This window comes from Stenotrophomonas maltophilia group sp. SKK55, assembly GCF_057179845.1.
In genome coordinates, this window is sequence record NZ_JBXUHP010000002.1 from 22991 (window position 1) to 47865 (window position 24875).

Here is a 24875-nt window from a genome sequence, read left to right on the forward strand (position 1 = left end):
TGCCCAACCCGCCCGAGGCATGCCTCGGGCCCATGCGGCTCACGCCCCCGCAACCGGACCCACCCCGCCTTCGACAGTTTCCTGCGATCTGTCGGCACGGCGTTCTGCTCTTGTGGGTGTCGACCTTGGTCGACACGGTAGATCCACGCCATGCGTGGATGAACGTCGGAATGATCGAAGTACGCTTTTGTAGAGTCGAGCCATGCTCGACTGCTTCTGGCTAGCGATTGAGGAACAGATCAACCGCTTCATCCGCTTCGTAAGCGGTTATCTGCCCAAGCATGCGTGCGACGCCGGTATTGCCGTGGGCCAGCGCAAGCGTTGTCAGCAACGCTGAACTCATGCTTCTGTCATGCGTGTCCAGGATTACGCTGGCAGCAAAGCGCGCGAGGCACTGAAGCGATTCTGAGTAGTGCGGCTCCAGAAATTCAGGGAGCTCGATATCAGCTTCCCTTCGCTCGATCTCGATTGTGATCGGCAGCCCAACGAAGTCGAACATCAGGAGCTCTGGCTGCTGCAGAAGCGCATCAACAATATGCGGCACCGCCGCAAACGAAGCGCTGTAGACGTCCCCTTGATGGCACAGGCTGCTCCACAACTCGTGCCAGGTGTCCTCGATCGGATCGTCTTCGGATCTTTCGTTTTTCGGGATACTGAGATTGGCCAGCAGCTCCGGAATGTCATCCGCAGCGCCATAGGCATGCTGCAGTTCGGCCCATCGTGGGTCATCCAGAGCCATAAGGGCCATGTGCCGGTTCCTGTGTCGTGGAATAGCAACGCAGGATAGGTAGCGCCAACGGCGTCATCAAACGGCAAATGCGACATCGGGGCGATGGGGTCAGAGCCCTTTCCCGATGGGAACGGGATCCGACCCCGATTCAGAACAAGGTGCCCTGCACCGTGGGCTGTTCGACACGCGTTGGTGCTTCAACCACGTCTTCCGCACCCAACCGCCAGGCCAGGCCGCCCAAGCGGCTGGCGTGCCGCTTCAGTGCGGCCTGCAGCACGTCGGCGCTGCAGGCCACATGCAGTACCTGGCGGGCGCGGGTCAGGCCGGTGTAGACCAGTTCGCGTGACAGCACGCGGCTGTCCTGGCGTGGCAGCTGCAACCACACTTCGTCGAACTCCGAGCCCTGTGCCTTGTGTACGGTCATCGCGAACGCGCTTTCGTGCGTGGGCAACGCGGCCGGGTGGAAGGCGCGTGGCTGCTCGACGGTATCGCCGGGGAACCAGGCCACCATCGCGCCGCTGCCATCGCGCAGGCAGATGCCGATATCACCGTTGAACAGGCGGTGCCGGTAGCTGTTCTCGGTGACCAGCAGCAGGCGGCCCTGGAAGTAGCCCGGGGTGTTGCCGGCCAGCAGCTGTTCGATGCGGCTGTTGAGCCCACGCGCACCTTGCGGGCCTTCGCGTAGCGCGGTCAGCACGCGCAGGCGCCCGGCCTGCTGCAGGGCACTTACCGGATCAGCGGCCTCGGCCAGCGCGCGCCAGTGGCCGAGCAGATGCTCGCGCTGACCGCGCAATGGATCGGCTTCGCCTTCGTGGAAGTGCACGCCGGCCAGTTCACCACTGCGCAGCAGCTGCAGCGCGGTGCCGCTGTCGCCTTCACGCACGGCATGCGCCAGCGGTGCCAGGTCCAGCGCATCACTCTGCCGGTAGCCGCGTTGCAGCTGTACGCGACGGCCGGCGAAGGCGCGTGGTGCGGCCTGCGGCTGCAAGGTGGCCGGTGCCAGCAGGCCATGCAGCGCCAGCGCATCGTCGGCGCGGGTGCCGATGCCATCACCGCTGGCGCGCAGGATCGCGCTGAGCACATCACCGGCTTCGACCGACGGCAACTGATCGGGGTCGCCGAGCAGGATCAGGCGGGTGCCGCTGGCAATCGCATCGACCAGCTTGGCCATCATCGGCAGATCGATCATCGACGCTTCGTCGACCACCACCACATCCACCGGCAGTGGATTATCAGCGTGGTGGCGGAAGCGCGGTGAATCGGGAATCACGCCGAGCAGGCGATGGAGGGTGGTGCCGGTACTGGGCAATGCCGCGCACAGCGTCGCATCCACTCCTTGTTCCTGCAGACGTTGCACGGCTACGCGAAGGCTCTCGGCCATGCGCTCGGCAGCGCGACCGGTCGGCGCGGCCAACGCCACCTCGGGCAGCGGCTGGCCGGCGTGCCGGGCCTGCGCGGCCAGCAGCAGCAACAGGCGTGCGATGGTGGTGGTCTTGCCTGTGCCGGGGCCGCCGGTGACCAGCGCCAGCGGATGGCGCAGCGTCACGCCGGCTGCGCGTGCCTGGTGATCTTCACCGCGCGATGCGTGCGCGAACAGCTGCGCGAACAACGGCGCCAACGCTGCCATGTCCGGCGCCGGCAGCGGATGCCGGCCGATGCGCTGCAGACCGGTGGCCAACTGGCGCTCGTACTCGCGGTAGCGGCGCAGGTAGAGCAGGCCGTTCTCCAGCACCAAGGGGGCATCCCCGGCGATGGCGTCAGCCTGCTCCGGCGTCGCCACCCAGGGCGATGCGCGCAGCTGCGCCAGCCAGGCCTGCGCGGCGGGCCACTCGGGCACGCCTTCCAGCAACCGCTGCGGTTGTGCCGGATCGAACGCGGCGTGGCCCTGCGACACCGCCAGCGAAGCCAGCGCCGCCGCCAGTGCCACACTGTCGGGCGTGTCGTCGCGCAGCCGCTGCAGGCTGGTCGCCAATGCATGGTCGAGGGTGCGCAGCAGGCCCTTCTGGTGCAGTTCCTTCAGCAGGTTCATGCGCTGGCTCCTCGGGCACGCGCGGCGAGCTGGGCCTGGGCCTGCTCGCCGCCGGCGAACAGCGCGTCGAGTGCATCCACCAGCGCGAACGGGAAACGATCCACGTGCACGCCATTGCCCGTGCCATCCAGGCCGCGGCAGAACAGGTAACGGATGCCGCCCATGTCGCGCTCGTAGTCGTAGGCGGCGCCCAGGCGGAAGCGCAGCCAGCGATGCAGGGCCACGGTGTAGATCAGCGCCTGCAGATCGTATTCGCTGTGGCGCATGGCAATGGCCAGCAGGTCCGGGCTGTAGCCGGGCAGGCGGTTGGACTTGTAGTCGAGCACGTACCACCGGCCATCACGCACGTAGGTCAGGTCGATCATGCCGGTCATCAGCCCCTCCAGGCGGCGGCGCTGGCCGAAGCCGCGGCGGCCACTGGAAACACCGTGCGCATGCAGCACCTGCAGCAGCGCCGGCACGGTGGTCGCCTCGATGGCGAAATGGAAGTCGATTTCGGCGCGGCGCTCGCCTTCACCGAGGCTGTACAGCGCACCGCCTTCGGGCAGCGGTACGGTCAGCGTGTGGCCCACCAGCGGCACCAGCACCGCTACGCCATCGTCCAGATCGACGTCGGCATAGCCCTCATCGTGCAGCGCCTTGCGCAGCACCTCGACCTGGCCCTCGGGAGCTTCCCGGCCTGGTTGCCAGTCAGCCCATGCGGCGAAGTCGACGTTTTCCATTGCCTCGTGCAGCACGTTGCCGAAGCGGCTGCCCATGAAACGCGAGTCGAGCGGCGCGCTGTCCTCGGCCACCGCGGCGGCTTCCGGCAGTGCCGGTTCCAGCGGCAGCTCCGGGCCGGTGGGTTCGTCGGCTGCCGGCGCCGGCAGCGCGGTGGCAGCGGCTTCGATGTCACTGCCCGCGCCGGCATCGGCGTGGGCCAGCTGGGTGAAGCTGTACACCCACCAGTCGTGCGGAACGCGCCGGGTCAGTGCACGCACCGCCGGAAGATCCCCTTCCACTTCGGCCGCCAGCTGCGGCAGCGCAGCCGGTACCTCACTGTCATCGATGCACACATCGGCATGCGCGCGCAGCGCCTGCAGGTCACCCAGCAGCGGTGCCAGCCGCGTCCTGCCGAGCCCGGCCAGATCACCCACGGCGATCCACAGCGCGTGCTCGGCGCGGGTCAGGCCGACATACAGCAGGCGCGCATCCTCGGCACGCTGCTCGCGCTCGCGCTGCGCAGTGGCCGCTTCCCAGGCCTCGTCCTTGCCCAGCTTCCAGTGCAGCTGGCGCTGGCCGCCCACATGCACCGTGCAGTGCGAGGCGGTGTTGGGCGCACCGCCGTCGATGCCCACGAAGGGCAGGAACACCAGCGGGTACTCCAGGCCCTTGCTCTTGTGCAGGGTGATGATCTGCACGCGGCGCGCATCCGATTCCAGGCGCAGCAGCTGCTGCTCGTCATCCTGGTCGGCGCTGGCCATCTGGCCCTGCAGCCAGTCCAGCAGGCCGTGCATGCCCAGCGCCTGCGCCGAGGCCTCCTGCAGCAGTTCGCCCAGCTGCAGGTAGTTGGTCAGGCGGCGCTCGCCATCGATCAGGGCCAGCAGGCGTTCGCCCTGCGCGGCGCAGACGTCGGCGATCACCGCGAACGGGCCGCCGCGCTGCCAGCGCTCGCGCCAATGCAGGAGCTGCGCCTGGAACCCGCGTTGCAGGTCGCCCTCGTGCTCCATCGCCGCGATCGCACTGGCGCGCTGGCCGAGCAGCACCGTGGCCAGCGCCGCGCGCAGGCGGCCCTCGTCAGCCGGCTGCAGCAGCGCCAGCAGCAGTGCACGCAGATCACGCGCTTCGCTGGTGGCGAACAGACTCTGCTTGCCCGCTGCCACGGCAGGAATGCCGACCGCGGCCAGCGCGCGCTGCACCAGCGTGGCCTCACGATGCGAGCGCACCAGCACCGCGATGTCACCCGGCTGTACCGGGCGCCCACGCAGCACCGCATTGCCGGCGCGCGCCGCGACCAGGATCTGGTGGATCGCCGCCACACAGGCCTGGGTCGCTGCTTCGCGCGAGGCATCGGCACTCATCGCCTTGTCACCGCCACTTCGCAGCACGCGCAGGGTGAGTGCCGGGGCGGCATGGCCGTCGCGCTGGTAGTCCGCATCGCTGCGCACGCCACCGGGCCGCACCGGCTCGAACTGGATGTCACGCTCGAGGAAGGCGTCTTCGCCACCGTTGTCGTACAGCGCCTGCAGCGCGCGCAGCACGGCCGGTCGCGAGCGGAAGTTCTGGTCAAGCACCGGCGCCTGTTGCGCCGCCCGCTTGGCCTTCAGGTAAGTGTGGATATCACCGCCACGGAAACCGTAGATCGCCTGCTTGGGATCGCCGATCAGGAACAGCGCCGGTGCCAGGCCGAGCTCGCGCACTTCCGGTGAATCGCCGAACACGGTGTGGAAAATGCCCCACTGACGGTCGTCGGTATCCTGGAACTCATCGACCAGCGCGATGCGGTACTGCGCGCGCAGCTGCTTGACCAATGCCAGCCGCTGCGGGCCTTCCAGGGCCAGTGCCACGCCATCGATCAGATCGTCGTAGGTCTGCACCCGGCGGGTGCGCTTCAGCGCCTGCAGGCGCTGTCTGGCTTCGTCGCGAAGCACGTGCAGGAAGTTCAACGCGGTGGCACGCAGCCAGGCATCGCGTTCGGCCAGAAGCGCGACATAGCGGGCCAACGGCGCCTGCAATGGCGACGATGGCGTGCGCTCGGCGAATTTCTTGTTGGTCTTGGCTGCCAGCGCCTCCGGCAGCAGTGCCGGCAGGCGCTCGCTGGTCAGCAGCTCGCGCGGGTCGGCGCGCTCGGCCCAGCCCAGCAGTTGCCGGCCCAGCGGGTGCAGCCAGCCCAGCTTGTACGACACGCCGTTGATCCATTTGTTGTCGACCGCATCGCAGAGGTCGATGAAGAACTGCTCGCCATGCTCGCGCACGCTTGCGGACAGCTCTTCGGCAACACCCTGCAGGGCGGCCTGCGGATCGGGCAGCGCCACCGCCTGTGGCAACGGGTGCAGCGGCGGCGCGGCCAGCAGCGCGCGCAGATCGGCGGCCAGTGCGTCCGGGGTGGACCACAGCCAGGTCAGCGGTTCCAGCGTGGCCGGGTCATTGGCATGTACCCGCCACAGGTCGGCCGCGAGCGCTTCCAGCAACTCACGGTCGCTGGCCAGCAGCTCCGGCGGATCAAAGGTGTGGCCGCTCTCCAGCGCATGCTCGCGCAGCACGCGGGTGCAGAAGCCATGGATGGTGAAGATGGACGCAAGGTCGATCTCATCGGCGGCGACCTGCAGGCGGCGCTTCAGTGCGGCGGCGCGCTCGGTACCTCCCTGCAGATGGCGCTGCAGCACCTCGCGGGTCAGCCGCACGTCCGGTGCTTCGCCTTCGACCGCTTCCAGATCGACCAGTCGCGCCGCCAGCGCCAGGCGCTCGCGGATGCGCTTGCGCAGTTCCTGGGTAGCCGCATCGGTGAAGGTCACCGCCAGGATCTGTCCGATGCGCAGGCCCTGCTCTACCACCAGGCGGGTAAACAGCGTAGCCAGGGTGAAGGTCTTGCCGGTACCGGCGCTGGCTTCGATCAGGCGGATGCCATCCAGCGGCAGGGCCAGATAGGGATCGACCGCCATGCACTGGGCTCGCTCATCGATGAAGGCGGGGCTCATGCGCTGCCCTCCTGGCGCGTTGCGGCGCCGAGGGTGCGGCCTTCGCGCACCGCGCTGAAGACCACCTGGCTGTTGCGCAGCAGGTCGGCATAACTGGCATCGGAGGCGAACGGGTCGGCACCCCGCAGCAGCAGCTGCCAGGCGTCGCTGCTGGATTCACCCCAGCTGCGGTCGCTGCCGTGCCACTGCTTCCAGCCCTCGCTGCGCTGTTTCTCTGCCGGCGCGTTGTACAGCGCCCAGCCCGTATACGGGGCAAAGCGCAGCGGCTCACGCAGGCCGCGCTGGCGCAACTGCAGCAGCGCGCGCAGCGCCGCGCGTGCAGCAGGCGCGCTCAGTGCCGGCAGTACATGCGGGCCGGGACCGGCGTCGCCGCCATCGTGGAACTGCACAAGGGGCAGTGCGTCGCCGGCGGCGTTGGCCAGCAGCCAGTCCAGGCCCTGGCGGATCACTACATTGCCATTGAGCGTGCCAGCACGCAGCCGCACCAGGCCTTCGGGATGCCGATCGGCCACGCGGCCGTGCAGGCGCACGCCATCGATGTCCACTTCGTAGCGACGGCTTTCCAGCGGCTCGCCCTGCATCCAGCCCAGCAACGCACTGGCATACGGGCGAGTCTTCAACTGCTCCACCTCGAACTGGCGCTGGCCCAATGGACCGGACGGCAGCAGGCCACGCGCGCGCAGCCGCGGGTACAACGGTTCGGTATCGCCACTGAGCGTGGCGCGCACCACCGCCGCCTGCACGCTGCGCTTTTCCGGGCCGCGCGATGACAGCACCAGCGGTTCCAGGTCATCAACTTCCCCGGCATCGTCGGCCAGGCGCAGGCCCATCGACTGTGCGAGGAACTGCCCGGCCGGGTCGCACAGGAAGCGGCGCAGGGTGTCGAGCGCGAGCTCGTCTTCCACGGCATCGTCGGGCGGCGGCGGCAGCGGGGCATCGAACCACGGCTGCAGGCCCCCACGCTGGCCGGTGAGGCGGCCGGCAGCGGGATGCCATTGCCGCCGATAGCTGAAGCGGCGTGGATCCCCCTCTCCGAACGCCGCCGGTGAGAACGGCTGCAGTGCATGGCGCACGGTAAAGTCGCGGACCGCCGCAGGCGGATCGAGGTGATACGCGGCGGCGGCATCGATCAGTTCACTGACCAGCACCGACGGCTCACGCACGCTGCCATCGCGTGGATCGGCGCCGAGGTAGCTGAGGTAGAACACCTCCTGCGCGGCGGCGAACAGCTGCAGGAACAGGAAGCGGTCGTCTTCGCGGGTGGAGCGATCGCCCGGGCGGCGGCGTGGCGTGTCCAGCTCGGCGGTGAGCTGGTTGAGGCCCGCGGCCGGGTCACGACGCGGGAAATCGCCATCATTGAGACCGAGCACGCAGATCACCCGGAACGGCAGCAGGCGCATCGGCACCATGCGGCCGAAACTGATGCCACCGGTCAGCAGCGGCGCGCGCGTATCGGCCTCACCCAGTACACCGGCGAAGTGCGAACGCACCACCTCAGGCGGCACGCCGTCTTCGAACCCGGCCTTGGCGGCATCGTCGGCGAACTGATTCAGCAGCTTGCGCAGGCGCTCGAGGGCACGCTGGCTGTTGGGCGAGCTGGGCGCGGTCGGCAGCAGCGCGTCCAGCAGCGACAGCAGCCGTTGCCGCCACTGCGCCGGGGTCAGCAGCTCGCCGAGGCGACGCTGGTAGACCGCCAGCACGCGCAGCAGCCGCAGCAGCCGGTCCAGTGCTTCCAGCGCGCCGCCTTCCAGCTCGATCCACGGCGCCACGCCGGCCAGGTCCGCCTCGCTGCCGGTGGCGTGACCGAGCACCAGGCGGTCCAGTGCGAACTGCCAGGTGTAGGCGTCGTCGGCCGGCGCCTGGTGCTGGTTGCGGTGCTTCGCATCCAGGCCCCAGCGTGCGCCGGCCTGCTGCAGCCAGCCATGCAGGCGATCGAAGTCCACTGCTTCCAGCCCGGCCGCTTCGGCCAGCGGCGCGCTGGCGAGCAGGTCCAGCACCTCGTTCAGGCCGAAACGCGAGACCGGCAGGCCCAGCAGGTGCACGAACACATCGGCCAGCGGCTCTCCTGCCAGTGGGCTGCTGTCGGCCAGCGCGTAGGGAATATGCTCCTCCTCGCCGCCGCGGCCGCCGAACACCGCCTCCAGGTACGGCACATAGGGATCGATGTCCGGCGCCAGCACCGCGATCTCGCGCGCCTGCAGCGGCGGGTCGAAGCGCGGGTCCTGCAGCAGGCTGCGCAACTGGTCGTGCAGCACCTGCAGCTCGCGCAGCCGGGTGTGGCAGGCATGCACCTGCAGGCTGGGGTCGTCGCTGCGCAGCCCATCGCGCAGCTCGCCCGAGGGCAGTGCGCGGCGGTGGAACAGATCGCGCTGCAGGCGATGCAGCAGGCTGTCGGACAGGCCGCCTTCGTCAAGGGTCGGCCGGGTGTCTTCTTCCGGATCCGAGTACGCGGCAATCTCGCCGGCCGGGTGCACCACCTCGTAGCTGCCCAGCACCGCCATGAAGTCGCGGCCGGCCGCACCCCAGGCTTCCAGCAGGCGGTTCTCACCAGCCGCTTCACCGAAGGGATCGGGTGCGCCGCTGCGCAGGCGCTCGGCCAGCGTCTGCAGGTCACCCCAGTACGACTGCACCGGAGTGGGCATATAGAAGTGCAGCTCGCCCACCCGCGCCTGGGTGGCCATCACCCGCAGCACGTCGGGCGAGATGTTGAGCGTCGCGAACGCGGACATGCGCGGTGGCAGGCCCTGTGGCAGCGGCTGGCCGGCGCCCTCGAAGCGATCCAGGTACGCCTGGATGCGGCGCGCGCGGTAGTCGCGGCCATGGGCGATGGTGCGCCAGAGGATCGCCTGCGGGTCAGCCGGGTCGGCGCCGGCCTCCCAGCGCAGCAACCAGTCGCGGCGCCAGGCCTGGTACTTCTCGAACACCGACGCCAGTTCACCGGCCAGTGCCCACGGCTTCAGGGCGTCGCCGCCGGCAAGATAGGACTGCAGCGCGCGCATCGGTGGCTGCGCCAGCAGCGCCGGGTCGCGCAGTGCGTGGTACAGCTTCCAGTGCAGGCCCGCCGCGTCCAGGTCGTCGCGTTCGCCCGGCACATTGGCATTGAGTGCACGGGCAACGAACTCGCCCGGGGTCAGGAACTCGAGGTTGGCGGCCACGCCATATTCGGCAGCGAGTGTCGCTTGCAGCCAACGCCGCATCGCCACCTGCGGGATCAGCACCACCTCCGGCGCGAGCAACGGCTGGCCCGGAACAGGCTCACGCACGTTGCGCGCCAGCAGCGCAGCCAGCACGTCCAGGGAGTTGGAATGGTAGAGGCGGAAATCGCTGCCCGGGTCACTCATCGTGCACAGTGTGCAGCACGGCAGGCAGTATTCAATGGCCCGCCCATCGCCGGTACGGATTGTTCCGCGCTGCCAGCCGATTGTCCCGGCCTGGCAAGGGTCATGCCGTGCCACAATACTGGACCGTCCAGTCTGCTTATGTTCAGCCGATGGGCCCGATCCTTCGATGTCTAAAAAACGTTAATGGTGCCCATGTCGGCTTCCACCTCCAGTCTGGTGCAGTTATCCAACGTCCGCATCGACCGGAGCGGGCGCACGATCCTGCGCGACGTGTCGCTGCAGGTGCCCAAGGGCAGCATCACGGCCGTGCTGGGCCCGTCCGGCAGTGGCAAGTCCACCCTGCTGGCGGCACTGACCGGCGAACTGCGTCCGGTCGCCGGCGAGGTCACCCTGTTCGGCAAGCCGATCCCGCATGACAGCGGCGCGCTGCTGGAAATGCGCAAGAGCGTGGGTGTTCTGCTGCAGGGCAACGGCCTGCTGACCGATCTGACCGTCGCCGAAAACGTCGCGCTGCCGCTGCGCGCGCATACCCGCCTGCCGACCGCCGTGCTGCGCCGCCTGGTGGAAATGAAGCTGCATGCCGTGGGTCTGCTGGCCGCTGCCGATGCCTGGCCGCGCGAACTGTCCGGCGGCATGGCGCGCCGCGTCGCGCTGGCCCGCGCGCTGGCACTGGATCCGCCACTGATGATCTACGACGAGCCGCTGACCGGGCTGGACCCGATCGCCTCCGGCGTGATCATGAGCCTGATCCAGCGCCTCAACCACAGCCTGGGCCTGACCAGCATCATTGTCAGCCACCACGTGCACGAGACCCTGCCGATCTGCGACCAGGTGATCGCCATCGCCAATGGCGGCATCGTGTTCCAGGGCACGCCCGAGGCGCTGCAGTCCAGCCAGGACCCGCTGCTGCGGCAGTTCCTGCACGGCCAGCCCGATGGCCCCATTCCGTTCGATGCCGCGCCGCGCGCGAGGGTCGCCTGATGCCGTTCGTCCAAGCCACCCGCTCGCTGGGTCGCGCCGGCCTGTTCTCGCTGACCGTGCTGCGTGGTTCGCTGCCGACCCGTGATTTCCTGGCCGAGCTGACCCGCGAGATCTACAAGATCGGCGCACGCTCGCTGCCGATCATCGCCGTCGGTGGTGCCTTCGTCGGCCTGGTGCTGACCCTGCAGGGCTACCGCACGCTGACCACCTTCGGTGCGGCCGACGCGCTGTCGACCCTGCTCGGCCTGTCGCTGTACCGGGAACTGGCGCCGGTGCTGACCGCGCTGCTGTTCATCGGCCGCGCCGGCAGCTCGATCGCCGCCGAACTGGGCCTGATGCGCGCCACCGACCAGATCAAGGCACTGGAGCTGATGGCGATCGACCCGGTGGCCAAAGCCGTCGCACCGCGCTTCTGGGCGGCGGTGCTGACCGTGCCACTGCTGACCGGCATCTTCTGCTCGCTGGCGATCAGCGCCAGCTACTTCGAAGCGGTGCATGTGCTGGGCCTGGACAATGGCGTGTTCTGGTCGGCACTGCGCAACAGCGTCGATTTCTGGGATGACTTCGGCGTGGCGATGCTGAAGTCGGCGATCTTCGGCGGCACCGCAGCGCTGGTCGCCGCCTATGTTGGTTTCCACGCCGAGCCGACCATCGAGGGCACCTCGGTGGCGACCACCCGCGCGGTGGTCAATGCCTCGCTGCTGGTGCTGATGTTCAACTTCGTGCTGTCGGCAATGTTGTTCACCTAACCCCTCCACCGGCGGTGCGCAGGCGCGCGCGGCCACCACGACTCGATCAGGTAATCCACATGGCCATCCGCGGTCCCAGACTCGAATTCTCTGTTGGCGCATTCCTGCTGCTGGCCCTGGCCTCGCTGATGGTGCTGGCCGTGGCCTCGACCAACCAGCGCTGGAGCTGGGGCAGCCAGGGCTACGAGCTGAAGGCGCGCTTCTCCCAGGTCGGCCAGCTGCGCAAGCAGGCGCCGGTGAAGATCGGCGGCGTCACCGTCGGCCAGGTCGCCTCGATCGACCTGGATCCGGTGAAGTTCGAATCCATTGTGACCCTGCGCATGGACAGCAAGGTCAAGGACCTGCCGGCGGACACCTCGGCGGGCATCTTCACCAGTGGTTTGCTCGGCGAGAGCTATATCGGTCTGCAGCCGGGCGGTGACCCGGACGTGCTGAAGGCCGGTGACGAGATCGTCTTCACCCAGCCGGCGGTGGACCTGATCCAGCTGGTCGGCAAGTACATGTTCAGTGGCGGCGCCGGTGGCGGCGCTGCTCAGAAGCCCAACGATGGCGCGCAGGCGCCTGCAACGGAACCGCAACCATGAAAATGAAACTGATCCCCGCCCTGCTCGCCTCGGCGCTGCTGATGGCCACCCCGTTCCTTGCCCAGGCCCAGGCCGCCGCCCCCGCCGCTGCCGCAGCGCAGGGCCAGGCCGGCAAGGTGGTGATCGATGCCAGCACGCGCATTCTCACCACGCTGCAGCAGCGCCGCAGCGAGTTCAGCAGCAACCCGGCCAGCCTGCGCAGCTACATCGACAGCGAACTGAACCGCACCTTTGACCGCGACTATGCGGCACGCCTGGTGCTGGGCCCGCACGCCCGCGGCGCCTCCGACGCCGACATCAAACTGTTCGCCGATGCGATGGCCGACAGCCTGATGCAGCGCTACGGTTCGACCCTGCTCAACATCCAGGGCAAGCCGAGCTTCCGCCTGAAGGGTGAAAGCCCGCTGCCGGGCAACCGTGGCGTGCGCGTCAGCACCGAACTGGTGCGCGCCGGCAACGAACCGACCCCGGTCGAGTACTGGATGCGCAACGTGAACGGCCAGTGGAAGATCTTCGACGTCAACATCGAAGGCATTTCCTACGTGCAGACCTTCCGCAACCAGTTCGATACGCCCTTGCGCCAGAAGGGCATCAAGCAGGTGGCCAGCGAGCTGCACAGCGGCAGCATGCAGGCCGGGCCGGCGGGCAATGGCAAGTAACGCACTGGCGCTGCTGGAAGGCGACACCCTGCGCCTGCGCGGGGTGCTCGACCGTGCCGCGGTGATTGCACTGTGGCCGCAACTGCAGGCCCTGCCAGCCAAGCTGGCGCGGCTGGAGCTGGGCGAGGTCGAGCGCGTGGACAGCGCCGGCCTGGCCCTGCTGGCCGAACTGGCCTCCCGGGCACGCAAGGCGGGCCATGCGCTGGCCATTTCCGGCGCGCCGGCCGGCTTCAACGAGCTGAGCGCGGCCTACCGGCTGTCGCCCGACCTGGACTTCAACGCTACTTCTGCTGCGAGCTGACATGAACGTCGTACGCACTTTCCCCCTGATCCTCCTGGCCATCGCCCTGACCGCCTGTGCCGGCAAGCCCGCGCGCAGCGACGCACCGGTCGCCAGCACCGTGGTCGCGGCCGGCGCTCCCGCCGAAGCGGCGCCCGCCGACACCGGCGTGACCGAGGTGGCCCCGGTGGACAGCCCGCCGATCGCCACCGCTGCGGCGCCGACCCCGCCCGCAACCAGTGCCGATGCCGATGCGGCCAAGACCGCCGCGGCCACTGCACCGGGCGGTGATGATGATTTCGATGCCCTGTACGGTGGTGCCAGCAACACCGGCAGTGCGGCCGCCTATGACCCGTGGGAACCGTTCAACCGCAAGGTGCACAAGTTCAACAACGCGGTCGACCGTGGCATCGCCCGCCCGCTGGCCACGGCCTACACCCACGTGGTGCCGCGCTTCGCGCGTACCGGCGTCAGCAACTTCTTCAGCAACCTGCGCGCACCGGTGACCATCACCAACCAGCTGCTGCAGGGCCGCGGTGCCGATGCGTGGGACAGCCTCGGCCGCTTCCTGATGAACAGCACGCTGGGCATCGGTGGCCTGTTCGATCCGGCCAGCAAAGCGATGGTGCCGCGTCGCAATGAAGATTTCGGCCAGACCCTGGGTGCCTGGGGCTGGCGTCGTTCGCGCTACGTGGAACTGCCGTTCTTCGGCCCGCGTACCGTGCGCGATGTGTTCGGCCTGGCCGGTGACATCCCGTTGTCGCCGATCCGCCGCATCGAGGAAGACAAGGTCCGCATCGGCCTGCAGGGCCTGCAGCTGGTCGACACCCGCGCGCAGCTGCTGGCGATCGACGATCTGCGCGACACCGCCGTGGACGAGTACTCGCTGGTGCGCGACGCGTGGATGCAGCGCCGCAACTACCAGATCGAGAACGACCTGCGCAGCAAGCGCGACCGCGGCCATGACGATGCCAATTCGCCGATCCCCGTGGATGCGATGCCGATGCCGAACTGGAGCAACTGATCGCTGCAACCCGTGCATGAAAAAACCCCGCCTCGGCGGGGTTTTTCTTTTCCGGCAGGTGCCAACCCGGATTGGCACGCTTTGCTCAGGCCACCAGCGCGGCCTCGATGGCGTCGCGCAGGCGCACGTCATCGGCCGCCACGTCCGGGGCAAAGCGTGCAATCACCTTGCCATCACGGCCGACCAGGAACTTCTCGAAGTTCCACAGCACCGCCGGTGCCGGATGGATCGGGATCTCCTTGCTGGCCAGGCGCTCGCGCAGCGGGCCTTCGCCGATCGACTGCGGCTGCGCGGCGGTCAGCTGCTGGTACAGCGGGTGGGTGTCCTCGCCAGCCACGCTGATCTTGGAGAACATCGGGAAACTGACATCGTAGGTGAGCTGGCAGAACTGCTGGATCTCGGCCTCGCTGCCCGGCTCCTGGCCAAGGAAGTTGTTGGCGGGGAAGCCCAGCACTTCCAGGCCCTGCGCATGCTTTTCCGCATACAGCGCCTGCAGGCCTTCGTACTGCGGGGTCAGGCCGCACTTGGAGGCGACGTTGACCAGCAGCAGCACCTTGCCCTGGTAGTCGGCAAGCGAGGACGGCTGGCCGTCGATGGTGGTGAGGGGAATGTCCTGGATCGGGGTGCTCACGCGGGGCTCCGGCTACGGCGGGAATGGCCCACCAGCATAGCGCCGCGCGCGCAGTTGTAGAGCCGAGCCTACGCTCGGCTGCTGTGGCATCAGCCGAGCGTGGGCTCGGCTCTACAGGCAGGATTCAATCCACGCAGATCATGCCCTGCGCCTTGCCGTCCTCGATACGCTGGCGGCAACCGAAGTTCTGGCTGGCATCACGCTGGCAGGTACCGGACGCCGCATCGCCGGCCAGTGCCTCGCCTGCGGCCAGGCACTGGCCCGTGCAGTCGCTTTTGCGGCTGCAGGCCTTGCCGGCGTCGGCATAGGGAATCACGCATTGCTCGCGCTGCAGCCGGCCGAGCCGCTGCAGGGTGCCACCGGCGGCCTGGCAGTCGACGTCGCGTGCTTCGCGGTAGGCCTCGACCGCTTCGGGGGTGCTGGAGGCGGCCTGCGTGGTCGTGCCCACGGTCGTTGGCGCGCTGCCGCAGGCGGCGAGCAGCGCGGTCAGGACAAGGCTGGTGAAGCGGGGCAGGCGCATGGCGGTACCTGGTCGAAGCGGACAGGCCGCCAGCATACCCATCGGCGATGCAGGCGGCGTGTCAGCGTGGCTCAGGCCTCATCGCCCTCGCCGTCACTGCCTTCCTCCTCGGCCACCGCATCACCCTCGGCCAGGTCGCCGAGCAGCGACTGCGCCTGTTCGGACGCCAGCGACTCCACGCCACGCAGGCGGCGTTCGATGGTGCGGGTCTTGCGGCTGGCCTCGCCGATGCTGCGGCCAACGGTAGTGATCTGCTTCTCGGCCTTTTCCAGGATGCCGGCGAACTTCCCGAACTCGCTCTTGACCGCACCCAGCAGGCTCCACACTTCGCTGGATCGCTTTTCAATGGCCAGCGTGCGAAAGCCCATCTGCAGGCTGTTGAGCAACGCAGTGACCGTGGTCGGTCCGGCCACCACCACACGGTGCTCGCGCTGCAGCAGGTCAACCAGGCCCGGGCGCCGGATCACCTCGGCATACAGGCCTTCGGTGGGCAGGAACATCACCGCGAAGTCCGTGGTGTGCGGTGGCACGATGTACTTGTCGCAGATCGACTTGGCCTGCACGCGCACCGCGCGCTCCAGCTGGATGCCCTGCAGGCGCACGCCTTCGGCATCGCCCTGTTCCTGTGCGTCCAGCAGGCGCTCGTAGTCCTCGCGCGGGAACTTGGAGTCGATCGGCAGCCATACCGGCGTATCGTCGCTGCTGCGGCCCGGCAGGCGCACGGCGATATCGACCATCTCGCCACTCTCCGGACGCACCCTCACCGCACGCGCGTACTGCTCCTGGGTGAGTGTCTGCTCGAGGATATTCTCCAGCTGCACTTCGCCCCAGCTGCCGCGGTTCTTGACGTTGGTCAGCACGCGCTTGAGGTCGCCGACGCCGGTGGCCAGCTGCTGCATCTCGCCGAGGCCACGCTGGACCTGCTCCAGGCGCTCGGAAACCAGCTTGAAGGAGTTGCCCAGCCGCGTTTCCAGCGTCGACTGCAGCTTCTCGTCCACGGTGTGGCGCATCTGCTCCAGCTTCTGCGCATTGTCGTTCTGCAGCGCGCGCAGCTGTTCCTCCAGCGTGGCACGCATCTCGGCGATGCGCTGCTCGTTGCGCTGGGTCAGCTCCTGCAGGCGCAGGCCCAGACTGTCGGTCAGGCGCTGCTGCGACAGCGCGCCCTCCTCGCGGCCCTTGCGTGCATCGTCCACCAGGGTCTGGCGCAGCGCCCCGAGCTGGGTATCGGTGCGCGCAGTGAGCTCCTGCAGCTGCTGGCCAAACGCATGGATGCGTGCCTCCTGCTGCTGGCCGAAGGTCTCCAGCTGGCCGCGCAGTTCCTGCAGCCGCTGCCCCATCAGTGCTGCGCCGCGCTGCTGGCTGTCGGCCACTTCAGCGCGCGCTTTGCGGGCATCTTCGCCCAGCGCTTCGCGCAGCAGGTCCAGGCGCTGATCGGTGCGGGTGGACAGATCGGTCAGCGCGCGGGCGAAGCCATCGAGCTGTTCGCGCAGTTCGCTGCGCCCGGCGCGCGCCTCCTCGCGCACGGCCTGTTCCAGGCGGTCATGCGGCGGGCGGCGCAGCAGGGCGACCAGCTGCAGGATGAGCACGGCCAATAGAAGGCCGGCAATGAGCAGGTATTCGGTTTGCATGGGGCAAGTGTAGGCTGGCCGAGTCTCAGCTGCTGCGTCAGGACCATGCTCGCTCTGTACGGAAAGCCGACCTCCATCAACGTGCGCAAGGTGCTGTGGCTGTGCGCCGGCCTCGACCTGCCACTCCAGCACGAGCCAGAACCACCGGCGGACCTGCTGGCCACGTTGAATCCGAACCGGCAGGTGCCGGTCCTGCGCGATGGCGGCTTCGTGCTGTGGGAATCGAACAGCATCTGCCGCTACCTGGCCGTACGTGCTGGCCGTGATGACCTGCTGCCCGGTACGGCGCAGGGCCGCGCCCAGGTCGAGCAGTGGATGGACTGGCAGGCCAGCGACCTCAACAACGCCTGGCGGCACGTGTTCATGGCGCGCGTGCGCCAGCATCCGGACTACCCGGACGATGCCCGCGCCGAGGCCAGCCTGGCGCAGTGGAACCGGCTGATGGCTGTGCTTGATGCACAGCTGGCCGCCACCAACGGCTACGTGGCGGGCAACGCCTTCACCCTCGCTGATGTCGTGCTGGGGCTGTCGGCCCAACGCTGGCGCAGCACGCCGGGCAGTAAACCGGCGCTGCCACACCTCGCAGCATGGTTCGAACGCCTGCGCGAGCAGCCCGGTTTCGCCACCCACGTCGACAACGGTGTGGCCTGAGGGGAGGTGCCGGCCGCTGTTAGCAGGTGTCGACCTGGGTCGACACGGTGGATCCATGCCATTCGTGGATGAATCTCTGTAGAGCCGAGCCCATGCTCGGCTGAGCGGCGTGCGCTGACGGCAGCCGAGCGTGGGCTCGGCTCTACAGGAAAAACCGGGTGTTACCAGCCTTCCAGCACGATCTTGCCCTTGGCGCGCTGGCTTTCCAGCAGCGCGTGGGCACGCCGCAGGTTGGCCGCGTCGATGCGCCCGAAGTGCTCGCCCAGGGTGGTGTGCAGCACGCCCGTATCGATCAGCTCGGCCACACGGTTCAACAGGTCGTGCTGGCGCTGCATGTCGGCGGTGCGGTACAGCGGCCGGGTGAACATCGACTCCCAGTGCAGTGACAGTGCCTTGCGCTTGAGCGCCATCACGTCCATCTGGCCCGGGTCATCGATCAGCCCCAGTTGGCCCTGCGGTGCCAGCAGTTCGACGATCTGCGCGTAGTACTGGTCGGAGTGGGTCAGGCTGGCGACATGCTGCACCTCGCTGATGCCGAGCCGCGCCAGTCCCTCGGCCAGCGGCAGGCTGTGGTCGATCACGTGGTGTGCCCCCATTGCGTACGCCCAGTCCTGGGTATCCGGGCGCGAGGCGGTGCCGATCACGGTCAGCCTGGTCAGCTTCCGTGCCAGCTGCACCAGGATCGAACCAACACCACCGGCAGCACCGATCACCAGCAGGGTCTGGCCTTCGCCACCACCCTGCGGGATGCGCAGGCGGTCGAACAGCAGCTCCCAGGCGGTGATTGCAGTCAGTGGCAACGCTGCGGCGGCGGCATCGTCGAGACTGGCCGGCTTGCGCCCGACGCTGCGCTCGTCCACCAGCTGGTACTGCGCATTGCTGCCCGGGCGGTCGATGACGCCGGCATAGTAGACCGCGTCGCCGGGCTGGAACAGGGTCACCTCGCTGCCCACCGCATCAACAATGCCGACCGCATCCCAGCCCAGCACGCGCGGGCCGTCGGTGGCCACGCCACGGCGGACCTTGGTGTCGACCGGGTTCACCGCCACCGCGCGTACCGCCACCCGCAGGTCACGCGGGCCGGGCTGCGGCAGTTCCAGTTCAATGTCGATCAGGGCCTGGGCGTCATCGATCGGCAGGCCGGCTTGGGTGTAGGCAATGGCGCGCATGGCAGCGGTCCAGTGGGGAAGGAGGCGACAGGTTGCGCCGCACGCGGTCCCTCGGAAAGGCGCAGAATCGGGCAGCACTTTCACTCTGGCGATGAAGATGATCCGCTTCGACGATCTGCAGCTGTTCGTCCGTACTGCCGCACTGGGCAGCTTCTCGCAGGCGGCCCGCGAAGCCGACCTGCTGCCGGGGCAGGTTGCTGCGGCGGTGGCGCGGCTGGAACGCGAGCTGGACCTGCGCCTGTTCGTGCGCACCACGCGCAGCCTGCGCCTGACCGGCGAGGGGGCGCTGTACCTGCCGTATGCGCAGGAGGTGCTGGCCACCCTGCGCGAGGGCCAGGCGCGCGTGCAGGGCGAAGACACCGAACTGCACGGCACCCTGCAGCTGTCGGCGCCGTCGGACTTCGGTCGAAATCTGCTGCTGCCCTGGCTGAGCGCCTTTCGCGCCGCGCACCCCCGGCTGCGCCTGCACCTGCGCCTGTCCGACGAAGTGGCCGACGTGTTCCGCGACCCGGTCGACGTGGCCATCCGCATCGGCCACTTCGACGACGCCAACTACGTGGCCCTGCCCCTGCTGGAAGGCAATCGGCGCGTACTCGCGGCGTCACCCGACTATCTGCAGCAGCGCGGCACGCCCACGCGCCTGGAGGATCTGCGCGAGCATGATTGCCTGGTCTACCAGCTCAGTGGCCGCGCCTATGATCGCTGGTCGTTCGAGGTCGACGGGCGCCGCAGCGTGATTCCGGTGCGCGGCCCGCTGGTCTGCGATGACGCCGATGTGGTGCGGCGCTGGGCGGTGGCCGGCGAAGGCATCACCTACAAATCCTGGCTGGACCTGCGCGAGGATGTGCTCGCAGGACGCCTGCAGCTGCTGCTCGACGGCATCGGCAGCCACATACCGTTGCAGCTGGTCTGCCCGCACCGCAAACAGTTCTCGCCGGCGGTGCGGCAGCTGCACGCGCAGCTGCGCCAGCACCTGCAACCTCTGCTGTCTGGCATGCCCGAGGGTCCTGCCGGCCCCCTGTCGCCAGTCCCGGCGCTGGCCGACAATGGCGGCCCCCCGTAAGAGAGAACGCCGCCATGCCGTGGATGGGCATCCAGGACCTGTGGACGTTTCTGGTCGCCGTGCTGGTGTTTCTCGCGCTGCCCGGCCCCGGTACCTTCACCCTGCTGACCGCCACCGGCCGTGGTGGCGTGCGCGGCGGTTACACCGCACTGGCCGGCCTGCTGGTCGGCGACCAGATCCTGATGTGGCTCGCGCTGGCCGGCGTGGCCGCGCTGCTCAAGGCCAACCCGCTGGTGTTCCACGCCGTGCAGTACCTGGGTGCGGCCTACCTGGTGTGGGTCGGCATCGGCCTGCTGCGCACACCGAAACACGAGGGCGGTGATGCCGGCCCGATCCGCATGCAGCCGGGCCGCTACTTCCAGCAGGCGATCCTGGTCAGCCTGCTCAACCCGAAGGCAATCCTGTTCTACATGGCCTTCCTGCCGTTGTTCATCGATCCCAAGGCACATCAGGGCATCGCCACCTTCGCGGCGCTGGCCGGCATCATCCTGGTGGTCAGCATCGCCTACTGCTCGATGCTGATCGGCGTGGGCAACCTGGCCCGTCGCCGGCTGATCCAGCACCCGCGGATCAGCGACGCGCTGCGCCGCGTGGCCGGCCTGTTCCTGGTGGGGTTCGGCATCCGGTTGGGGCTGAACGGATGAACGGGCGGCTGCCGCTGCTCGGCCTGGCCCTGCTGTTCGCCGGCACCGCCTCTGGCGCCACCGTACAGGACCATCGCTGCCTGACCGGCGGTCGCAACGGCAGCATCCACCTGGAATGGCGCTGGCTGGAGGACGGGCAGTCCGACGTGCGCTACGCCGGACATCGCGAACGCCTGCGGTTGCGCCGGGTTTCGCTGGAAACCACGGTGCTGGCCGAGGATCGCCCCTACCAGTTCGACAGCGTCTGGGAAGAGCGCATCGACGGACGGGTCAACGGCCGCTACCGGCTGAGCACCCAGGGCGCGCTGGTGCTGGACCTGAGCTACGAACGCGCCCGCGACGGCCGCACCACCGCCTTCCACGATGACCCCGAGGCCTGGCAGGAAGACGGCTGCCACTGGCCCAGCACTCCCTGAGGCGGCACCGGGCCGACGGCCCTTTATGCCGATTCCGGCAGCCTGGCCGGGGCGCAGCGCGCGCCCCGCCATGCATGACCCCCGTCAGTGGTAATGCTGCGCTGCGTTCGGTCACACTCGGGAACTTGTCGTTTCCAGTCACCCCTTCCGAGGCCTGCATGTCCCTGTTCCGGCGCAAGTCCCTAGATTCCGTCACCGTCCACGAAGCCGGCAGGCGTCTGATCCCGACGCTCAGCTGGCCGCACCTGATCGCGCTGGGCATCGGTGCCATCGTCGGTACCGGCATCTATACGCTGATCGGCGTGGGTGCCAACCTGGCCGGCCCCGCCGTGCTGATCTCCTTCGCCATCGCCGGTGCGGTCTGTGCCTGTGCGGCGCTGTCCTACGCCGAGCTGTCGACGATGATGCCGGCCGCCGGCAGTGCCTACACCTACAGCTACAGCGCGCTGGGCGAGGTGTTTGCCTGGGTGGTGGGCTGGAGCCTGATCCTGGAGTACTCGCTGGTGGTGAGCACGGTGGCGGTGGGCTGGTCCGGCTACTTCGTCGGTTTCCTCGAATGGGTGCACACCCAGTTCGGCTGGAACGTGCACCTGCCGGCCTGGCTGGCGGCCGGCCCGCACGTGGAAGGCGGCATGATCAACCTGCCGGCGATCATCATCACCTGGCTGGTGGCCGGCATGCTGATGGCCGGCACCAAGGAGAGCGCCACCCTCAATGCCATCCTGGTGGTGTTCAAGCTGATCGCGCTGGCCATCTTCGTGGCCGTGGCCCTGCCCGCCTTCGACAGCGCCAACCTGCAGCCGTTCATGCCGTACGGCTTTGCCAAGTCGATGGGCCCCGATGGCGTCGAGCACGGCGTGATGGCGGCGGCAGCGATCATCTTCTTCGCCTTCTACGGCTTCGATGCGATCTCCACCGCCGCCGAGGAGACCAAGAACCCGGGCCGCGACCTGTCGATCGGCATCATCGGTTCGATGATCGGCTGCACCATCGTCTACGTGCTGGTGGCGCTGGCTGCGGTGGGTGCGATGAGCTACGCGGTGTTCGGCCACAGCGCCGAGCCGCTGGCGCTGATCATGCGCCAGCTGGGCCAATCGACCGCAGCGATGGTGATCGGCGTGATCGCGATCATCGCGCTGCCGACCGTGCTGCTGGCCTTCCTGTACGGCCAGAGCCGCATCTTCTTCGTGATGAGCCGCGATGGCCTGCTGCCGCGTGGCCTGTCCAAGGTCAACGCACGTACCGGCACGCCAGTGGCGACCACGCTGTTCACCGCGGTGGTGGTGTCGGCGCTGGCCGGCGTGGCGCGCCTGGACGAGATCGCGGCGCTGGCCAATGCCGGCACCCTGGCCGCGTTCACTGCAGTGGGTGTCTGCCTGGTGGTGCTGCGCCTGCGCGAGCCGAACCGCGAGCGCACCTTCCGCACGCCGGTGGCTTTCGTGGTCGGCCCGCTGGCCGCACTGGGCTGCATCTACCTGTTCATCAGCCTGCCGCACACCACTCAGCTGTACTTCCTGCTGTGGAACGTGGCCGGCCTGGTGTTGTACTTCCTGTACAGCCGCCGCCACGCACTGATCGCGAAGTAGACGGATCACCGGTAGTGCCGGCCGCTGGCCGGCGACCCGCATCCTCCTGACAGGGGCAATGCCGGCCAGCGGCCGGCACTACCGCAGGGCGCTTCAACCGCCCTGCTTTGCGGCGTAATCCTGCGCCTGGCGCATCACCCGCAGCAGGTTGCCGCCCCAGATGCCGGCAATCTGCTTCTCGGTATAGCCCTTGCGCAGCAGCCACGCGGTGATCTTCGGCAGCTGGCTGACATCGGGCAGGTCACTCAGGCCACCGCCGCCATCCCAGTCCAGGCCAATGCCCACGTGCTCGGGCCCGACCACCTTGAGGATGTGCTCGAAGTGGGCGAAGAAGTCGTCCAGGCTGGCGTGGCGCACCGGATGCTCATGGTCCAGCGCCTGTTCGGCCTTCAGCAGGGCAACGCCCTGTTCGATGCCCATGCCTTCCCAGCCGCCCAGCTGCTTGCTCAGCGCTTCCTCGGCCTGCTTGCGCTCGGGCGTCTTTGCGGTGTCAATCAGGTAGCCGCCATAGGCGTTCACCTGGATCACGCCGCCGGCCTTGGCCAGCCTGCGCAGCCGCGCGTCATCAAGATTGCGCGGATGGTCGTAGACCGCCTTGGCCGAGCTGTGCGACAGCACGAACGGTACCGGCATCATTGCCAGCAGATCGTCGAACACCGCATCCGATGCATGTGACTGGTCGATCACGATGCCCAGCTTCACCGCCTGCCGCACCAGCTCCTTGCCGGCCGGGCTCAGGCCCTTCCACTCGGCCCCCTTGGGATCGGTGGCCGAATCGGCGAACTCGTTGTTGGCGAAGTGCACGGTGCTGAGCAGGCGCAGGCCGGCGCGGTGGTAGAACGAAAGCAGGCTGGGGTCGGCCACCAGCGGGCTGGCATTTTCCATGCTGATGTAGACCACGCGCTTGCCGGCAGCCTTGATCCGCGCCGCGTCATCGGCGGTCAGCGCCAGTGCGAAGCGCTCGGGATTGGCCGCCAGCATCTCGCGGATCTCCAGCAGCCGCTGCAGGCCGTGGTCACGCTCGGCCAGATGGGCGGCGGCGGTGCGGTCGCCCTGGTCGGTGTAGATCGCCCAGAAACCGCCGTCCAGCGCGCCTTCGACCATGCGCGGGTAGTCCACCTGCGAGAGCGCGTTGCGGTCGTGGCGCTGCTCGATGTCGAAGCCGCTGCGGCCGAAATTTGCCGGCGTATCCAGATGGCTGTCGAGGGTGACCAGGCGCTGCTGCAGGGCCTTGGCGCGGGCCAGTTCCTGTGCGCTGAACTCGATGGCATGAGCCGACAGCGGCGCGCATAGCGCCAGGGCAAGCACGACGGACAGGTGGCGCAATGATGGCATGGGCTCTCACCGGCAATGGGAAGAGCCCGACCATAGCGCTGCGCCGGGCCTTTTTGTAGGGCCGGGCATGAGCCCGGCACTGACAGACGGGTGCCAGGCGTCGATCAACCCGGCAGGAAGTGCTGCATCAGCTGCAGCTCATCGATGGCGGCCATGTACGGTGCAAAGCGCGCATCACCACCGGCGAACGCCTGTGCCGCCGCCTGCGCGCTGGCCAGGTCCTGCCAGTGCGCGATGTCGACGAAGCGGTCGTCGCCGTCCATCGGCGAGAACGGCTGGTAGTCGATCAGACCGGGAAACTGCGCGATGGCCGCGCGCAGCCGCTCACGCAGCATCGGCATGTCGGCACGGGCGTGCGGTTTGACGGTGAACACGGCCAGTTCGAGGACGGAAGAAGCAGGGTGCATGGAGATGCCCTTTGTGGGAGGAGCGCGCAGTCTGCGCAGCCCCTGCTGCCAGCGGGGTGTCAGTGGCCGCGCAGCGCCCAGGCCCGCTGTTGGTGGCGCAGATAGGCTTCCAGACCGACCTGCGCCGGCAGGTCCAGCCCCTCTGCTTCAGCGAGGGCTTCGATCTGGTCCAGGCGGAAATCGCGGTAGTCCTGGCGCAGCGCGCACCAGCTGCCCAGTGTCCAGTGCTGGCCCCAGTGGAACAGGCCAAGCGGGTGCACGGTCCGCTCGCTCGATGCGCCCTGCAACGTGCGATATCGTAGCTGCACACTGCGGCCGTCGGCGATAGCCGTATGCAGTGGCTGCCAGCACGGCAGCGAAACGGGTATGGCACGCAGCGCGCGGGCAGTGCGTGGGCTGGTCGCACGCGTGGGCATGGCCGCCTGCAGTTTGTGCAGCAGCGAACGCGCCGCAGGTTGCAGGTCGCCCGCGCCACTGCAGGCCAGCATCTCCACGGCCAGCTGCAGTGCCTCGGCTTCTGCCGCATCCAGGCTCAGGGGCGGCAGTTCGAAACCGGGATCAAGGCGATAGCCGATACCGGCCTCGCCATAGAGCGGGATGCCGGCCACGGACAGATCATCGACGTAGCGGTAGATGCTGCGCACCGACAGGCCCAGTTCCGCCGCCAGCACGGCGGCGGTCACCGGCTGGCGCACGCGGATCAGGTTGACCAGCTGGAACAGGCGGTCGGCTTTGCGCATGGTCGGTCTTGGTTGTGTAGAGCCGAGCCCA

General features: G+C 68.4%; 22 protein-coding genes. 11 read left to right on the top strand and 11 right to left on the bottom strand.

Going from position 1 to position 24875, the window contains the following annotated elements:
- Window positions 1–220: 220 nt before the first annotated feature.
- The 4 genes from AC2A1N_RS01145 to recC all read right to left on the bottom strand — a co-directional run bounded on the left by AC2A1N_RS01145 (window position 221) and on the right by recC (window position 9777).
- The gene (locus AC2A1N_RS01145) at window positions 221–748 is read right to left on the bottom strand and encodes a hypothetical protein (protein ID WP_061480708.1); all 528 of its coding nucleotides are present in this window, start codon (window positions 746–748) and stop codon (window positions 221–223) included.
- A 130-nt stretch (window positions 749–878) separates the two neighbouring features.
- Window positions 879–2759 (bottom strand): exodeoxyribonuclease V subunit alpha, encoded by a 1881-nt coding sequence (gene recD / locus AC2A1N_RS01150; RefSeq protein ID WP_242890269.1) that lies wholly within the window; start codon window positions 2757–2759, stop codon window positions 879–881.
- A complete protein-coding gene (gene recB, locus AC2A1N_RS01155) occupies window positions 2756–6436 on the bottom strand; it encodes an exodeoxyribonuclease V subunit beta (RefSeq protein WP_231352415.1) in 3681 nt (1226 codons plus the stop codon). Before recB ends, recD begins: the two co-directional genes overlap by 4 nt.
- Complete coding sequence (recC, locus tag AC2A1N_RS01160; protein WP_484371294.1) at window positions 6433–9777, bottom strand: exodeoxyribonuclease V subunit gamma; 3345 nt, start codon at window positions 9775–9777, stop codon at window positions 6433–6435. Before recC ends, recB begins: the two co-directional genes overlap by 4 nt.
- 192 nt (window positions 9778–9969) lie before the next feature.
- Here recC and AC2A1N_RS01165 point away from each other — a divergent pair, with 192 nt between their 5' ends.
- From AC2A1N_RS01165 to AC2A1N_RS01190, 6 genes are read left to right on the top strand one after another with little or no spacing between them, the layout of a single operon-like run.
- Entirely contained in the window at window positions 9970–10758 is a 789-nt protein-coding gene (locus tag AC2A1N_RS01165) for an ABC transporter ATP-binding protein (protein ID WP_061480752.1), read from the top strand.
- Window positions 10758–11507: an MlaE family lipid ABC transporter permease subunit gene (locus tag AC2A1N_RS01170; RefSeq protein ID WP_005414955.1), complete on the top strand. Its 750-nt coding sequence runs from the start codon at window positions 10758–10760 to the stop codon at window positions 11505–11507. Before AC2A1N_RS01165 ends, AC2A1N_RS01170 begins: the two co-directional genes overlap by 1 nt.
- A gap of 59 nt (window positions 11508–11566) precedes the next feature.
- Entirely contained in the window at window positions 11567–12091 is a 525-nt protein-coding gene (mlaD, locus tag AC2A1N_RS01175) for an outer membrane lipid asymmetry maintenance protein MlaD (RefSeq protein WP_005411706.1), read from the top strand.
- Complete coding sequence (locus AC2A1N_RS01180) at window positions 12088–12750, top strand: MlaC/ttg2D family ABC transporter substrate-binding protein (RefSeq protein ID WP_061480753.1); 663 nt, start codon at window positions 12088–12090, stop codon at window positions 12748–12750. The genes mlaD and AC2A1N_RS01180 overlap by 4 nt, the downstream gene beginning before the upstream one ends.
- Entirely contained in the window at window positions 12740–13051 is a 312-nt protein-coding gene (locus AC2A1N_RS01185; RefSeq protein ID WP_049417176.1) for an STAS domain-containing protein, read from the top strand. The genes AC2A1N_RS01180 and AC2A1N_RS01185 overlap by 11 nt, the downstream gene beginning before the upstream one ends.
- Before the next feature lies 1 nt (window position 13052).
- Complete coding sequence (locus AC2A1N_RS01190; RefSeq protein WP_154351674.1) at window positions 13053–14054, top strand: MlaA family lipoprotein; 1002 nt, start codon at window positions 13053–13055, stop codon at window positions 14052–14054.
- A gap of 85 nt (window positions 14055–14139) precedes the next feature.
- Here the strand turns inward: AC2A1N_RS01190 and AC2A1N_RS01195 are convergent, their stop codons facing one another.
- The 3 genes from AC2A1N_RS01195 to AC2A1N_RS01205 form a co-directional block, all read right to left on the bottom strand.
- Complete coding sequence (locus AC2A1N_RS01195) at window positions 14140–14685, bottom strand: glutathione peroxidase (RefSeq protein WP_061480417.1); 546 nt, start codon at window positions 14683–14685, stop codon at window positions 14140–14142.
- 124 nt (window positions 14686–14809) lie between these two features.
- Entirely contained in the window at window positions 14810–15205 is a 396-nt protein-coding gene (locus AC2A1N_RS01200) for a hypothetical protein (protein ID WP_061480418.1), read from the bottom strand.
- 71 nt (window positions 15206–15276) lie between these two features.
- Complete coding sequence (locus tag AC2A1N_RS01205; protein WP_061480419.1) at window positions 15277–16833, bottom strand: DNA recombination protein RmuC; 1557 nt, start codon at window positions 16831–16833, stop codon at window positions 15277–15279.
- Between the two features lie 45 nt (window positions 16834–16878).
- Here AC2A1N_RS01205 and AC2A1N_RS01210 point away from each other — a divergent pair, with 45 nt between their 5' ends.
- Complete coding sequence (locus AC2A1N_RS01210; RefSeq protein ID WP_061480420.1) at window positions 16879–17484, top strand: glutathione S-transferase family protein; 606 nt, start codon at window positions 16879–16881, stop codon at window positions 17482–17484.
- A gap of 161 nt (window positions 17485–17645) precedes the next feature.
- Here AC2A1N_RS01210 and AC2A1N_RS01215 read toward each other — a convergent pair whose 3' ends face one another.
- Window positions 17646–18653, bottom strand: coding sequence for a zinc-binding alcohol dehydrogenase family protein (locus AC2A1N_RS01215; protein ID WP_061480421.1), 1008 nt, complete (start codon window positions 18651–18653; stop codon window positions 17646–17648).
- Window positions 18654–18744: 91 nt separating this feature from the next.
- Here AC2A1N_RS01215 and AC2A1N_RS01220 point away from each other — a divergent pair, with 91 nt between their 5' ends.
- The 4 genes from AC2A1N_RS01220 (at window position 18745) to AC2A1N_RS01235 (ending at window position 22362) form a co-directional block, all read left to right on the top strand.
- The gene (locus tag AC2A1N_RS01220) at window positions 18745–19716 is read left to right on the top strand and encodes a LysR family transcriptional regulator (RefSeq protein ID WP_082783374.1); all 972 of its coding nucleotides are present in this window, start codon (window positions 18745–18747) and stop codon (window positions 19714–19716) included.
- A gap of 14 nt (window positions 19717–19730) precedes the next feature.
- The gene (gene leuE, locus AC2A1N_RS01225) at window positions 19731–20360 is read left to right on the top strand and encodes a leucine efflux protein LeuE (RefSeq protein ID WP_049417162.1); all 630 of its coding nucleotides are present in this window, start codon (window positions 19731–19733) and stop codon (window positions 20358–20360) included.
- A complete protein-coding gene (locus AC2A1N_RS01230) occupies window positions 20357–20776 on the top strand; it encodes a hypothetical protein (protein ID WP_154351675.1) in 420 nt (139 codons plus the stop codon). Before leuE ends, AC2A1N_RS01230 begins: the two co-directional genes overlap by 4 nt.
- Window positions 20777–20934: 158 nt before the next feature.
- Entirely contained in the window at window positions 20935–22362 is a 1428-nt protein-coding gene (locus AC2A1N_RS01235; protein WP_242890272.1) for an amino acid permease, read from the top strand.
- Between the two features lie 93 nt (window positions 22363–22455).
- On the opposite strand, the gene AC2A1N_RS01240 is transcribed toward AC2A1N_RS01235, so the two are convergent.
- From AC2A1N_RS01240 to AC2A1N_RS01250, 3 genes are all read right to left on the bottom strand, one after another.
- Window positions 22456–23697 carry a dipeptidase gene (locus AC2A1N_RS01240; RefSeq protein ID WP_242890275.1) on the bottom strand — a complete coding sequence of 414 codons (1242 nt, stop codon included), beginning with the start codon at window positions 23695–23697 and terminating at the stop codon, window positions 22456–22458.
- Between the two features lie 104 nt (window positions 23698–23801).
- On the bottom strand, window positions 23802–24104 hold the full coding sequence (locus AC2A1N_RS01245; protein WP_061480425.1) for an antibiotic biosynthesis monooxygenase: 303 nt from the start codon (window positions 24102–24104) through the stop codon (window positions 23802–23804).
- A 59-nt stretch (window positions 24105–24163) separates the two neighbouring features.
- On the bottom strand, window positions 24164–24844 hold the full coding sequence (locus tag AC2A1N_RS01250; protein WP_061480426.1) for a helix-turn-helix transcriptional regulator: 681 nt from the start codon (window positions 24842–24844) through the stop codon (window positions 24164–24166).
- Between the last annotated feature and the right edge of the window lie 31 nt (window positions 24845–24875).

Bases quoted from the DNA above. Each gene is read 5' to 3' on its own strand.
- AC2A1N_RS01145 (WP_061480708.1), bottom strand. From the start codon at position 748: ATGGCCCTTATGGCTCTGGATGACCCACGATGGGCCGAACTGCAGCAT.
- recD (WP_242890269.1), bottom strand. From the start codon at position 2,759: ATGAACCTGCTGAAGGAACTGCACCAGAAGGGCCTGCTGCGCACCCTC.
- recB (WP_231352415.1), bottom strand. From the start codon at position 6,436: ATGAGCCCCGCCTTCATCGATGAGCGAGCCCAGTGCATGGCGGTCGAT.
- recC (WP_484371294.1), bottom strand. From the start codon at position 9,777: ATGAGTGACCCGGGCAGCGATTTCCGCCTCTACCATTCCAACTCCCTG.
- AC2A1N_RS01165 (WP_061480752.1), top strand. From the start codon at position 9,970: ATGTCGGCTTCCACCTCCAGTCTGGTGCAGTTATCCAACGTCCGCATC.
- AC2A1N_RS01170 (WP_005414955.1), top strand. From the start codon at position 10,758: ATGCCGTTCGTCCAAGCCACCCGCTCGCTGGGTCGCGCCGGCCTGTTC.
- mlaD (WP_005411706.1), top strand. From the start codon at position 11,567: ATGGCCATCCGCGGTCCCAGACTCGAATTCTCTGTTGGCGCATTCCTG.
- AC2A1N_RS01180 (WP_061480753.1), top strand. From the start codon at position 12,088: ATGAAAATGAAACTGATCCCCGCCCTGCTCGCCTCGGCGCTGCTGATG.
- AC2A1N_RS01185 (WP_049417176.1), top strand. From the start codon at position 12,740: ATGGCAAGTAACGCACTGGCGCTGCTGGAAGGCGACACCCTGCGCCTG.
- AC2A1N_RS01190 (WP_154351674.1), top strand. From the start codon at position 13,053: ATGAACGTCGTACGCACTTTCCCCCTGATCCTCCTGGCCATCGCCCTG.
- AC2A1N_RS01200 (WP_061480418.1), bottom strand. From the start codon at position 15,205: ATGCGCCTGCCCCGCTTCACCAGCCTTGTCCTGACCGCGCTGCTCGCC.
- AC2A1N_RS01205 (WP_061480419.1), bottom strand. From the start codon at position 16,833: ATGCAAACCGAATACCTGCTCATTGCCGGCCTTCTATTGGCCGTGCTC.
- AC2A1N_RS01210 (WP_061480420.1), top strand. From the start codon at position 16,879: ATGCTCGCTCTGTACGGAAAGCCGACCTCCATCAACGTGCGCAAGGTG.
- AC2A1N_RS01215 (WP_061480421.1), bottom strand. From the start codon at position 18,653: ATGCGCGCCATTGCCTACACCCAAGCCGGCCTGCCGATCGATGACGCC.
- AC2A1N_RS01220 (WP_082783374.1), top strand. From the start codon at position 18,745: ATGAAGATGATCCGCTTCGACGATCTGCAGCTGTTCGTCCGTACTGCC.
- leuE (WP_049417162.1), top strand. From the start codon at position 19,731: ATGCCGTGGATGGGCATCCAGGACCTGTGGACGTTTCTGGTCGCCGTG.
- AC2A1N_RS01230 (WP_154351675.1), top strand. From the start codon at position 20,357: ATGAACGGGCGGCTGCCGCTGCTCGGCCTGGCCCTGCTGTTCGCCGGC.
- AC2A1N_RS01235 (WP_242890272.1), top strand. From the start codon at position 20,935: ATGTCCCTGTTCCGGCGCAAGTCCCTAGATTCCGTCACCGTCCACGAA.
- AC2A1N_RS01240 (WP_242890275.1), bottom strand. From the start codon at position 23,697: ATGCCATCATTGCGCCACCTGTCCGTCGTGCTTGCCCTGGCGCTATGC.
- AC2A1N_RS01245 (WP_061480425.1), bottom strand. From the start codon at position 24,104: ATGCACCCTGCTTCTTCCGTCCTCGAACTGGCCGTGTTCACCGTCAAA.
- AC2A1N_RS01250 (WP_061480426.1), bottom strand. From the start codon at position 24,844: ATGCGCAAAGCCGACCGCCTGTTCCAGCTGGTCAACCTGATCCGCGTG.